The sequence below is a fragment of the Thermodesulfobacteriota bacterium genome (assembly GCA_040753795.1).
Lineage (GTDB): Bacteria > Desulfobacterota > Desulfobacteria > Desulfobacterales > Desulfosudaceae > JBFMDX01.
On the sequence record JBFMDX010000004.1, the window covers coordinates 272,465 to 285,837 of the forward strand.

Genomic DNA, 13,373 nt, shown 5'->3' on the forward strand with positions numbered 1-13,373 from the left:
GGAAGGAATGCTTGTCAGCCGGTCACCGGTATTCAGCCTGAAGCAGCCGTTCGACAAAACGCCCGGCGGCGCGCCCCTGGGCGGGGAGTCCGCGGCTGCGGCCGACCGGACGGATTCCGGCGTTTTCCTGCTGTGCGCCAACTGCCTGCACCTGATTACGTCCCGGCAGGCAGCCATCAGCGTCAACGGCGCGCACCAGCATACCTTCGCCAATCCTCACGGCCTGGTCTTTACCATCGGCTGTTTTCAACAGGCGCCGGGATGCGGCCTGGCCGGGGACGCCACCATGGAATTTTCGTGGTTTGCCGGATATTCCTGGCGGGTGGCGGTGTGCGCGGCCTGCCTGTCCCATCTGGGCTGGCATTTTTCGTCCGATGGCTCCGGTTTCTTTGGTCTGATCATAGACCGGCTGGTGGAATCGGATTCAGCCGCCGGGAGACCGTAGGGGCGACCCGCCGGTCGCACCTACCTAGCCAGAATCTCTTCCAGGTGCTGCCGGGCGAACTCGATGGCCGGGTCAAGGGCCAGGGCCTGCTGATAATAATAGAGGGCCTTGTTGATTTGTCCCAGTGCCCGGTAGTTCACGGCCATGTTGGCGTAATCGATGGCCGATGAAGGGTCCAGGGCCAGAATGGCGGCAAACCGTTCTACCGCCTTTTCATACTCGCCCAGCTTGAAATGGCAGAAGCCGGCCAGGTTCAGGATATCCGTTCGTTCGTCATCAATCGCCAGTCCGTCTTCAAACGCTTTCAACGCTTTCCGGTATTGTCCCCGGTCCTTAAAGACCTGGCCAATGGCCGAATAAATGGCGGGACTATCTTCCGGGGACGGGTCCAGTTCAAGTGCCCGGTAAAAATGCGTCAGGGCAGCTTCCGGATCGCCTGCCTGCAGGTGGCTCTGGCCGAGGTAAAAGCTGATGTAATAGGCTGGGCCGACCATGTCGTTCATGGCCGTCAGCCGGGCAACGGCTTCCCGGGGTGGAAATTTTTCAGCCGCCAGCTTGGCCGTGAACATGCCGGCGCTGGCATTTTCCGCCCGCTGGAGAAAACGGGTGCCGGGGATGATGATGTAAAAGGCCGGCAGCCCCAGCAGAGGGTCGGTGGTCTCGACGATGTAAACCTCCAGGTTATGGTCCGCCAGGGTCGACAGGCAGCGCTCGACCTCCACCCGGATGTTCTCATGGGACAGGTCGGGCAGATCGGTGATGTCCAGATAAGGCGTTAACCCGGTGATAAAGGACGCCTCCTCCAGCCGCCGGAACTTGGGCAGCCCGCTGGCCACGTAACAGGCGCCGGTGTCAAAGTCGCCGCCCAGCTGGGCCGCTTCCGTCAGGGCCCGGCTCATGGCCTTGCGCGGGTCGGGCGCCGTTCCGGCCGTCCAGACCAGTTCGCTGCGGTCCGGGAAAGTGGCCGGATCATGGGCCAGTACGCCCACCGTGGGCAGGCCGAGCCCCATGGTGAAATCCGAAAGATATATACGGATGCCGGCGGCATGGTACCTGGCGATCATTTCCACTACTGCCGGATGATCGGCCGATTCCGGACGGATAGCCGGCGTCAGGAGCCGGTGCCGGGCGATGTCGCAGCAGACATGGCGCTCCACCACCTCGCAGATCCCCTGGCACAGGGCTTCCTCATTGCAGTTGCCGGCGCAGGAGCCGTTGAACTGGTTGATGGCAAAAAACCAGTCAAAGGGCAGCAGCACTTTCTCGCCCCGGGTCAGGTTCCAGGCCGTTGTCCAGCGCAGGGGCAGGTCGGCGAAAAAACGGCCCACGGCGTCGATGTTGCCGGAAATGTCGTCGACCGACCGGGCCAGGACCGCAAAGCTCATGGATTTGTCTTTCAGATCTGCCTGGCGATCGGTCTGAAAATTGGCCGGGTTGGCGGAAAAACGGTAGAGGCTGAACCGCTCCACCAGCTCCATGATGGCACTGGCTTCGGCCTGCACGGGCGTGGCGCCCTTGCCCATCTGCTTGGCGGTGCCGGTCATGTTTTTCGCGTCCTGGCCGCAGATGCTGGAATAAACGGGAATACCCAGGCGGCCCCGGTCCACCCGCCGGGTTTCCTTCAGGATGTCCAGGCCGGCGCCGGCGGCTTTTTGCATGAAGTTGTCAATCGTTTTCCGGGGGGTAAGGACTTTGTCCTGATCACCGGTGAAGCGCTTGTAAGCGTCGTTGAGCGTAAATTTGTCTGGCATGGATTTCCTGCTAAAGGGTTCATGGGTTCAAGGATTCGAGGGTTCAAGGGATTAAAGCAGCAGGGTCCGGGGTGTCCTTGACCCCTCGACCCCCTGGCCCCTTGAATCCTCCTGCCCGCCATACGGGGAAAATAGTTCATCATTGACGGGAAGTCAATCCGTGCTGATCTTGCGGGCTGGAAGGGGGTATGATAAAAAGCCATCCATGACCGCTTCCGAATTTTCAATGGCGCTGAAACAGGCGCGGGCGCTGCTGCCAAAGGCCCTGCGGGCGGACCGGAGCCAGGCCCGCCGCCGCATCGAGCATCTGCTCAAGCCCGGCGACAAGACGCCCGGGGAGAGGGATGTCCGCATGCTGGCCGACGTGACGGCACGGCTGGGAAAATCGGCGGCCCTGAAAAATATCCGCTTTGATTCTTTTCCGCCGGTTTCCGTCAATCCGGCCCTGCCTATCGCGGCCCATCAGGCCGATATTATGGCGGCCCTCAAAACGCACCCGGTAGTCATCGTATCCGGCGCGACCGGCTCCGGAAAAACCACCCAGATTCCCAAGATGTGCGTGGCGGCGGGCCTGGGCCGGGACGGTCGCATCGGCTGCACCCAGCCCCGGCGAATCGCGGCCCTGACCATCGCCCGCCGCATATCGGACGAGATCGGTGCCACCGTGGGCACGGCCGTGGGATACAAAATCCGTTTTTCGGATCGGACCGCCGACAACACCTTGATCAAGGTCATGACCGACGGCATTCTGCTGACCGAGGCCCACCATGACCCGATGCTGAACGAATACGACGTCCTGGTCATTGACGAAGCCCATGAGCGGACCCTCAACATCGATTTTATCCTGGGCCTGCTCAAAACCATCCTGCGCCGGCGCAAGGACCTGAAGGTGGTCATCACCTCGGCCACCATCGACACCCGCAAGTTTTCCGCCGCCTTTGACAACGCGCCGGTGATCGAGGTTTCCGGAACGCTCTATCCGGTCATGGTGGAGTACTTCCAGCCGGAAGAGAACAAGCCGTCATCTTCCGGCGACGGCGCGGGGGAGATGTACGTGGAGCAGGCGATGGCGGCGGTGGACCGCATCCTGGCGCGAGACCCGGCCGGAGATGTCCTGGTGTTCATGCCCACGGCCCAGGACATCCGCGAAACCTGCCGCATCATCACCGGCAGACGGTACGCCGGGGTGACGGCGCTGCCGTTGTATGCCCAGCTTCCGGCCGGCCGGCAGGAAAGCGTTTTTAAAAAACACCGGGGAAGAAAGATTATCGTGGCCACCAACATCGCCGAAACATCCCTGACCGTGCCCAATATCCGCTACGTGGTGGATACGGGGCTGGCCCGCATTCCCTATTACAACCCCCGCACCCGGGTGACCTCCCTGGCCGTGCGCAAAATTTCCCAGAGCAGCGCCCTGCAGCGCCAGGGCCGGTGCGGGCGGGTGGCCGAAGGCGTCTGCGTCCGGCTCTATCCGGAAAAGGATTTTTTACGACGGCACTTGTTCACCCCGCCGGAAATTCTGCGGGCCAACCTGGCCGAGGTTATTCTGCGCATGATGGCGCTGAAGCTGGGCGATGTCCGGCGGTTCCCCTTTGTGGACCCGCCCATGGAAAAGAGCGTCGTCGATGGATATGAGGTGCTTTTCGAACTGGGCGCCATCTCGATAACGGATGAGCATGGCTATCTCCCCTCCCACCGATACCGGCTGACCGGAACCGGCGGCCTGATGGCCAGAATTCCGGCCGATCCCCGGCTGGCCCGCATTTTGATCGAAGCCGGGAGATCGGGTTGCCTGGAGGCGGCCCTGGTCATCGCGGCGGCGTTAAGCATTGCCGATCCCCGGGAGGTGCCGCCGGAAAGCGAAAAGGAAGCCCGGACGTTGCTGGCCGATTTTACCGACCCCTCTTCCGATTTCGTCACCCTGCTCAATCTTTGGGAGGCGCTGGCGGGAAAGGAATCCGGCGAACTCAAAGCCTTCTGCCGGGACTGCTTTCTTTCCATGAACCGGGTCCGGGAATGGCGTGACATCCACTCCCAGCTTTCGGAGATCGTCGCCGAGAGCCGTCTGGCCCGGAACCCGGCGACCCGCGCGGTTGACCGGAAAAAGGACCCGGAGCGGTTTTACGAGGTGTTGCACCGGGCCATTTTAAGCGGGTATCTTTCCAACATCGCCGAAAAGAAGGAAAAAAATTTTTACGCGGCGGGCAAAGGCCGGGAGGTGACCCTGTTTCCCGGTTCGGCCTTGCATAACGGCGAAGCGGACTGGATCGTGGCCGCGGAAATGGTCGAGACCACCCGGCTGTATGCCCGGACCGCGGCCAGGGTGGAAAAAAAGTGGATCCGGGAGGCGGCCGGCGATCTGTGCCGGCCCCTGTATATCAACCCCCGCTGGTCCCGGGAACTGGGCGAGGCGGTGGCGGATTGCCAGTTCCTTCTTTTTGGTCTTTGCGTGGGCGTTGACAGGGAAGTGCCGTACGGCCCGGTTTATCCGCGGGAAGCTTCCGACTTGTTCATCCGCCACGCCCTGGTTCGGGACGAGGTGGCGCATCCGCCGGCCTTTATGCGGCACAACCGGAAGGTGATCGAAACGGTCATCGGCATGGAGGACCGCTTGAGAAAAAGGGATTTTCTGATAAGCGAAGAAGATCTGTTCGCCTTGTTCCGGGAAAAAATCGACGATACCGTGTTTTCCATGGAAGCGTTGAAAAAGCGCATCCGTAAGCGCGGAGACTCGTGGCTGCGGCTGACGCCGGAGGACGTCATGCGGCGCGAGCCGGACCGGGAAGAAGTCTCGCTGTTTCCGGAAACCATTCATGCCGCCGGCGTCCGGCTTCCGGTCACCTATCGCTTTGACCCGGCTGATACCGCCGACGGCGTCACGGTCAATATTCCGGCCCGGGCGGCCTCGGACATCCCGCCGGAGCCCCTGGACTGGCTGGTGCCCGGCCTGCTGGTGGAAAAAGTCACGGCCCTGCTCAAAAACCTTCCCAAAGAGTATCGCAAGAAGCTGGTGCCGCTGAATCGGACGGTAGCGGTGATTGTGGAGGAGATGCCCCGGCAGGACCGGCCCCTGATCATGGCCCTGTCCGATTTTATTTTTCAGCGGTTCGGCCTGGAGATTCCGGGCAGCGCCTGGCAGCCTCAGCGCCTGCCGGACTATCTGACCATGCGGCTGGCCATTGTCGGTGAGAATGGTCAGCCGCTGTCCGTTTCACGGGACAGCGCTGTTTTGCGGCGCTTTCATTCTTCAAAGGCCGGGCCGGATGATATCGCCGACATCCGCCGGTTCTGGGAGAAAAACGGAATTGATCATCGGCACTTTCCCGACCTGCCGGCGGAAATTCCTCTGCCGGCAGGCGCCGGAGTGGTTTATCCCGGACTGCAGACCGATGGGGGCGACGTCTGCCTGCGGATATTCAGAAACCGGATCAACGCCCTGGCGGCCCATCGCCGGGGGGTGCGGCGGCTGCTGGAAAAACGGCTGTCCCGGGAAGTGACCTTTCTGAAACAGGACGTGACCCTTTCCCCGGCCATGGCCCGGCAGGCCCTGTACCTGGGAGGCGCCGACGCGCTTTCCGGCGGCATGGCGGAAAAGATCCTGGGCGAATGCTTCGGCGTGGACATCCGAGACCGGGGGGAGTTCAACGAGTACGCGGAGAAGATTCCGGCAACGCTCTATCAGCAGGCCCATGAACTCAAACCGATCGTCGCTGAGATCGTCTCGGAATATTATCAGGCCCGCCAGGAATTGACGTCGCTGACCGCCTCCCTGAATCCCCGGGGAGACCTGGCCCGCGAGCTTTCACAGCTGCTCAAGGAAATGGGCGACCTGGTGCCGGATAATTTCATTGCCCTCTATGAACGGGACCGGCTGGCGCATCTGCCCCGGTATGTCCGGTCTTTTCGCCTGCGCGCCCGCCGGGCGGTGGACAACTTTCCGACGCACCGGCAGAAGACCGCCCAGGTCGCCTGGGCTGTCGGCGAAATCTCCCGGCTGCTGGCGGACCTGAATCCCAATTCGTCCGCCGACAAGCGCCGGGCGGTGGAGGACCTGTTCTGGATGGTGGAAGAATACAAGCTGTCGATTTTTACCCAGGAACTGAAGACCGCGTTCCCGGTGTCAAAAAAACGGATTCAGGAGAGGGTCCGGGAAATCGATCGGATGATCTAATACCGATTCCAAATCAAAGCGCTCTCTGCGTTGGCTGCGTCGTCGGCTCCTCGGCGTATTACAATACGCCTGCGTCGCCTCCTCCTGGCCGCCTTGAGATCATCTTTGATTTGAAATCGGTATCGGGATAAGAGTTCAAGGGTTATCCTTCGCCAGCGCTTCCCGCATGGCCTCGGCCAGCATCTGGCCGGTGACAGGCTTTGGGATATAACCGTCCAGACCGCTTTTCAGGAGGTTTTCCCGTTCACCCGCCATGGCATGGGCGGTCAGGGCGATAACCGGCACTTTTCGGTCGCAACCGCGCTGATCCTGGATCCGGTGAATCTGCTGGGCCGCCAGAACACCGTCCATGACCGGCATCTGGATATCCATCAGAACCACGTCGAATTCATTTTTTTCAAACGCGTTTACGGCTTCTTCACCGTTGAACACCGAGGTGACCGTATGCCCCATCAGTTCCAGCTGTTTTTCAATGACTTTCATATTGATGGGGTTGTCCTCGGCCAGAAGAATCCTCAAACCCCGGAGCCCTGTGGCGGATGTGGGGGCCTGCTGCGAAATGAGACGTTTGGCTTTTTCGGCCGGCATTTTTTTCTTTAAAGGGATCCTGAACCAGAAGGTCGATCCCCGGCCGGCCTGGCTGGAAAAGCCGATGTCACCGTCCATCATTTTCACCAGTTGTTTGCTGATGGCCAGCCCCAGTCCGGTTCCCCCGAATTTTCGAGTCATCGAAGCGTCAAGTTGGGTAAACGACTGGAAGAGCTTGCCATGGTAATCTTCGGGAATACCGATACCGGTATCGGTGACTTGAAAACGGACGGCAATTTCCAGTTCGGTTTCGGTCTCTAAAGAAACCGTGACCGCTACCGATCCCTGCCGGGTGAATTTGACGGCGTTGCTCAACAGATTCATCAGCACCTGTCGCAGCCGTACCGGGTCACCCACCAGGCCGCCGGGAATATCGTTACTGATATCAGCGGTGCAGGTGATGCCCTTGCCCCTGGCCTGCATGCAGACGATGTCCATAATGTCCGCCAGCAGATCTTTCAGATCAAAGACAATGGACTCCACCTCCAGTTTGCCGGCCTCGATTTTTGAAAAGTCCAGAATGTCGTTGATGATGGCCAGCAGGGATTCGGCGCTGGTTTTAACGCTCCGGGCAAAATCCCGCTGCTGACCGGTCAGATTGGTGTCCAGCAGCATATCGGTCATGCCGAGGACACCGTTCATGGGCGTCCGGATTTCATGGCTCATGTTGGCCAGAAATTCGCTCTTGGCCCGGTTGGCCGCCTCGGCCGCTTCCCTGGCCTGCCGCATGGACGCTTCCGCCAGGGTGGAAAGAATGATCTGCGAGGCGGTGTTGGCCAGGTTGCCGTAAAGCTGGTATTCCGCCTCTGAAACAACATGCCGGGAGAAAACGGACAGGACGCCGATGACCTTGCCCTCGTTATCCCGCAACTGCCTGCCCGAGAAGGCGACAATACCGTTTTTCCCGACCCATTCACGATCCCTTATGATCGGTGTGGTTTCGGCGGTGTTGGTCAAAAACCCCGGCAGGCTGTCCGTACCTTTCCAGTAAATATCATGATATCCGAAGGGGATGCGGGTGTAAGCGCTGTCCGCGCGTTCGGGATATCCGGAACTGGCGATCAGATGAAGGCACGGGACGCCGTCCCGGCACAGGCGCTTTTCGGTTGCGACACCGGCATGCGGGCAGGAAGGGCAGCGGTCCCCCGGCCGGGTGACCCAGATACGGCAGAGAAAGACGTCAAAGGTTTTCCTGATGCCGTCGGTGATGACCTGAAGGCGGTCCTCCAGAACGGTCTTTTCCAGAAGTTCGTTATGGATATTATTGATGCCGACATGCCAGTCGACCATCTGCTTGAGGGCTTCTTCGGCCTTTTTGCGGGCGGTGATATCGGCCAGGATGCCTTCAATGCCCAGCGGCTGTCCCTGCTCATCATAATAATAGGAACTGCTGACCATTACCGGCACGGGGGTGCCGTCTTTTTTCTGAAGCAGTACTTCATAGTCCCTTACCCGGCCCTGCTGTTGCATGGTGGTCAGGAAGCGCTGACGGTCCGCCGGGTTTTTGTAAAGGACCTTACTGATATTTATCTCCATCATTTCCTCAACGGAAAGGTATCCGAACAGGGGAGCGGCAGAAGGGCTGGCCAGGATCAACCGCCCGCGGTTATCGGTCCGGTAGTACACATCCTGCATGTTACTGATGATGGACCGGTATTTCTTTTCACTTTCCACCAGGGCCATCAGGGCCTGTTTGCGGTCGGTGATGTCCCGGGCGATTCCCTGGATGGCATACGGTTTTCCGTCCCGGTAGAGCAGCGTCCCCTTGGTCTGGACCCAGATATACCCTCCTTGGCGAATTCGCAGCTTGAGTTCCATGATGTCGGGCTGAGTTCCGGTATCAATTATCTGCTGCAGATTTGCAATCGCATCCGCCAGTTGATCGTCGGAAAGCAGGTCGGCGTAATTAAGATGGTGGATTTCCTCCCGGGAATACCCCAGGGCTTTCAAGGCGGCGTCGTTGGCATCCAGAAAATTCCCGGAAAGATCACTGATGTAAATGAATTCCAGCGACCGCTCAAACAGGGCATGGTATCGTTCCTGGATATCCCGGAATTTTGCTTCGGCTTCCTTGCGTTCATTGATGCAGCGGCTGATACCGATGACGCCGGCCGGCTGCCCGGTCTCATCCAGCAGAAAATCCACGTTCAGTTCCAGCCAGACGGTGCCGCCGGATTTGTGGTACATTTCCACTTCGATAATCTGGGACGCTTCCGGCGGTTTGCCATTTTGCACGTTTTCCAGCTTCTCGGAAAACATCGTCACGGCTTTTGTCAGGGAGTCCGGCGTCATCTGGCGATCCAGCGGAAGTCGCATCACTTCCTCCGGAGTAAAGCCCCTGATTTTTTCAACCGACGGGCTGACATAGGTGTAACGCAGGTTCATATCAAGCGTAAAAATGATGTCATTGATGTTTTCGGAAAGCAGGCGATAGCGGAAAGCGTCTTCCAGAAGCTGGCTGATCTGCTTCCGGTCCCGTTCGGATTGCTGCTTGAACTCCCGCAGCCGGTTCCACAGAAAAGCCAGCAGCACCAGGGCCGTCAGGCAGCCGAACAGAGGGATAGTCGAAAACATGGTCCCGCCCTTTTCTGTTGCCGTAGTGATTGAGAATTTAAAATATAACAATATATTGATAATATTTAAAGAAAAAACGGTTTTCCGGGCGGGTTGGTGGTGGCAGCGGCCGGCCGTTACTGGCCGCGGGCCGCGGTTTCCGCGATTCGATCGTATTCCCGCGCTTCCTCGACCCGGTTTCGCCGGGCGCAGCCCTGGGCGTAGATACGGCATTTTCTGACCAGAACCGAAACGGCGGCGTCACGCATGGCCGGTGTCAGATGCGGCGAAGCAATTAAGTTTTTCAGGGAGTGGATTCTGAATTTATCCAGGCCCCGCGCCGCGGAAAGCTGATCGCCATGGCCGCCCCGCTTGATCACCAGGGGGTCATTGATCAGGTGGATGGGATACCGGCAGGCCATCCGCAACCACAGGTCATAATCTTCACAGGCGGGCAGCGACTCGTCAAATCCTCCCATTTCAACAAAAAAAGATTTCTTCATCATTACGGCCGACGGACTGACCAGACACAGCTCCAGGGATGGGAAAAAGATCATGCCGGAAGGTTTTTTATGCTTTTTGGCGGGATTGATTCGCCGGCCGTTTTTAATCCAGATCTCCTCGGTCTGACAGATCAGGGCCTCGGGATGGGTCGCAAAGAAAGCGACCTGCCGGTTGAGCTTTTCCGGCAGCCAGAGATCGTCTGAATCCAGAAAGGCGACATAGGTCCCCCTGGCCCGGGCTGCACCGGCGTTGCGGGAGGCGCTGACGCCTTTATTCGTATTGCCGGTTATCAGGGTAATGACGTCGGCGTATGGGGCCAGGGAGGCCGGCGTATCGTCGGTGGAACCATCATCAGCGACAATCAGTTCAAAAGCGGTAAACGTCTGGGCAAGAACCGCCTCCACCGCCTGGCAGACCATTCGGCTCCGGTTGAAAGTCGGGATGATGACGCTGACATGGGGCGCTTTGCACATGATCTGGCATCATACACCGTGCCCGTCGATTCCGGTATGGTTTTGTATAATATCTCCGGGTGGGGCCTTTAATTCAACCGCAACCGCCGCTCGGCCTCTTCAAACAGGGATCGTGTCCGGGCGTAAATTTCCGTGTACTTGCGGTTGATGTCCTCGCGAAAGTCCTTGTGGACATTGTCGATGATATGCCTGACGGATTCAAGCCTGGTCTTGCAGGCAGCCCATCCTTCGGACAGTTTGCGGTGCTGGGCCAGGGAAGTGGCTTTTACCAGATCCGCCTGACGACTGAGGTAGATACGGGATTTCTCATAAATATCGTCCAGCGTGGAGGCGGCGGCATCGACCTTCAGCGTCTCCTGGGTGATTAAATGAAAATGATGACCCATGACGGCGTGGGTAATGACCTCGGCAAACAAATGCGGGTTGCGGATCAGGTTGCGTCCGATGAATTTCAGATACTGGAACCCGTAAGGCGTGAACGGCTGAATGGTCAGAGATTTGAGCAGTGCCATGATTTCATGTAACCGTACGTTGCGTTGCCGGAAGGCGGTATGCTTCAGTTGCGACAGCAGGGTGTCGCAGCGGGCAAAATAGTTTTTCAGGTTGGCGTCATAGAGCGTGCCGAGGACTTTTTTATATCCTTCCCGGAGCATGTCCGGGTTCATGGTGGTGACGATGTTGGTACTCATGGTATGGGTGTTGCTTCCCGTCGACTGTCCGGTTAAACGCCCCTCCGTTTCCAGCCGGCGGTAAAGTTTGGTGCCGGGCAGGGCGATTAAGATTCCGACCATGGCCTTGGGTATGCCGGCTTCCTGGATGAAGGTGATCTGGCGGTCAAATATGTTTTCGGTATCGCTGTCAAAACCCAGGATAAATCCGGCGGTCACTTCGATTCCGTGCTGCTGAATAGTACGCACCGCTTCCTTGAGATCGAATTTCAAATTCTGGCTTTTGCCGGTTTCTGATAGGCCTTCCGCCGAGGGGGTTTCAATTCCGACAAAGACCATGTCAAAGCCGGCGGCACTCATGGCATCCAGAAGCTCCGGGTCGGCGGCCATGTTGATGCTGGCTTCCGTGTAAAATTTGTACGTGAAATGATTCTTTTCCTCCCATTCCCGGATGGCCGGCAGCAGCTCTTTTTTTACCCGGTTTTTGTTGCCGATAAAATTGTCATCGACCATGAAAATGGAATCCCGCCAGCCCAGCCGGTAAAGCGCGTCTATTTCCCGGATGACGTAGTCGGCGGACTTCAGCCGGGGCCTGTTGCCGTACATGATCCAGATGTCGCAGAACTCGCAGGTAAAGGGGCAGCCCCGGGAGTACTGAATGGCCATGGAGCTGTAGCGGTCCATTTTCAGCAGGTCGAATCGCGGCAGCACGGCCTCGGTGATGTCGGGCTTATGCGTCGCCCGGTAGATGTTCCCGGCGGTCTGGTTTTCAAAGTCCCCCATAAACTCGGCCAGAACGGTTTCCGCCTCGCCCAGAACAAAATGGTCCACCCCCTCGATTTCCTCGTGGCTGGAGGTGGGATAGGGACCGCCGGCGACAACCGGCTTGCCGGCGGCACGGCAGACGCGGATGACTTCCCGGAGAGAGTCTTTCTGAATGATCATGGCCGAGACAAAGACCGCGTCAGCCCATTCTACATCGCTTTGCCGCAGCGGCTCGATGTTCATGTCCACCAGCCTCAAGTGATAACGGTCGGGCAGCAGGGCCGCCATGGTGATAAGGCCCAGGGGCGGCAGCCCGGTGGTCCGGTTGATGAACCGCAGCGTGTACTTGAAACTCCAGTAGGTGTTTTTCGGAATTTCAGGATAGACCAGTAGAATGTTTTTAAGCCAGCTCATGGTTCTCCTCCTTGGCACTTCTGACGCGGGGCGTCTCCCCCCCAATGCGCTCCTTATTCCGTAACGGCGCCAAACATCGTTTTAGAGACATCGGTAATAGCCGCGGGAGCGATTGAACCTGATGAAATATTATTCCGTTTGAAATAAAAAACCAGGAGAAAATAAGCCGTTACAATATTTTTACAAATTCGTGGAAGCGTCGGGGTTGGGTTGATAGAACTGGGCGCGGAGATATTTTTTGGGAATAAAGAGATCCGTGTCATGGGTCAGGGATTCGGTCGCACCGATGAGCAGGTATCCGTCATCAGCGAGTTGTGACCGGATGATGCGGTAAAGCCGTTTTCGGTCCTGCGGGGAGAAGTAAATACCCACGTTGCGGCATAAAACAATGTCAAACTGTTTTGAGGTAGGAATTTTTTGAAATAGGTTATGTGTTTTAAAGGACACCATCCAGCGGAACTTATCGTTGATTTTCAACGTGTTGTCGTTGATCCGGGTAAAGTAGGTTTCAATCTGATCCGGCTTCAACCCCCTGGACAATTCGAAATTGCTGTAAGCGCCGTAACTTGCCTTGGTGATGGCCGCGTTGGAGATATCGGTGCCGAGGATATAGATATCATAATCGCTCTCGGAAAGGTTCAGGCTGTCAATGATAAAGGTGATGCTGTATACCTCCTGTCCGGTGGAGCAGCCGGCCGACCAGATGCGGATCGGTATTTTTCCCCTCGGCGTGGGGCCGGCGCTTCGCCTGTCGATCAGGTCGGGAAGAATTTTGTATTGCAGCAGTTCAAAAGGGGTGATGTCGCGGAAAAAATAAGTTTCATTGGTGGTAATGGCGTCAATGATTTTTTCCTCGAGGGTATTGTCTCTCCTGGCTTTGTAATACAGCTCTGAAAAGGAAAAACACCGGTACTCCTCCAGGAGCGGCGCCAGCCGGGTATCGAATAGATACTCCTTGCCCTTGGGAAGGGATATGCCCGATATTTCAAACAGGTATTTGGAAAAAACACTGAACTCGAGGGGAGATATTTTGGGCATAAG

7 protein-coding genes are annotated in these 13,373 nt (G+C 57.9%); 2 read left to right on the forward strand and 5 right to left on the reverse strand.

The features are described from left to right. Nucleotides 1–7 precede the first annotated feature (7 nt). Nucleotides 8–445, forward strand: a complete 438-nt coding sequence (locus AB1724_07625) for a cereblon family protein (GenBank protein ID MEW6077663.1) — start codon at nt 8–10, stop codon at nt 443–445. A 20-nt stretch (nt 446–465) separates the two neighbouring features. Here the strand turns inward: AB1724_07625 and AB1724_07630 are convergent, their stop codons facing one another. Then, nucleotides 466–2,196, reverse strand: coding sequence for a YcaO-like family protein (locus tag AB1724_07630; protein MEW6077664.1), 1,731 nt, complete (start codon nt 2,194–2,196; stop codon nt 466–468). Nucleotides 2,197–2,356: 160 nt separating this feature from the next. On the opposite strand from AB1724_07630, the gene hrpA reads away from it, so the two are divergent. Then, a complete protein-coding gene (gene hrpA, locus AB1724_07635) occupies nt 2,357–6,367 on the forward strand; it encodes an ATP-dependent RNA helicase HrpA (protein MEW6077665.1) in 4,011 nt (1,336 codons plus the stop codon). 135 nt (nt 6,368–6,502) lie between these two features. On the opposite strand, the gene AB1724_07640 is transcribed toward hrpA, so the two are convergent. The 4 genes from AB1724_07640 to AB1724_07655 form a co-directional block, all read right to left on the reverse strand. Further along, nucleotides 6,503–9,529 (reverse strand): PAS domain S-box protein, encoded by a 3,027-nt coding sequence (locus tag AB1724_07640; protein MEW6077666.1) that lies wholly within the window; start codon nt 9,527–9,529, stop codon nt 6,503–6,505. Between the two features lie 116 nt (nt 9,530–9,645). Further along, entirely contained in the window at nt 9,646–10,485 is an 840-nt protein-coding gene (locus tag AB1724_07645; GenBank protein ID MEW6077667.1) for a glycosyltransferase family A protein, read from the reverse strand. Nucleotides 10,486–10,553: 68 nt separating this feature from the next. After that, nucleotides 10,554–12,332 carry a B12-binding domain-containing radical SAM protein gene (locus AB1724_07650; GenBank protein MEW6077668.1) on the reverse strand — a complete coding sequence of 593 codons (1,779 nt, stop codon included), beginning with the start codon at nt 12,330–12,332 and terminating at the stop codon, nt 10,554–10,556. Between the two features lie 180 nt (nt 12,333–12,512). Next, nucleotides 12,513–13,370, reverse strand: a complete 858-nt coding sequence (locus AB1724_07655) for a protein-glutamate O-methyltransferase CheR (GenBank protein MEW6077669.1) — start codon at nt 13,368–13,370, stop codon at nt 12,513–12,515. Nucleotides 13,371–13,373 lie beyond the last annotated feature (3 nt).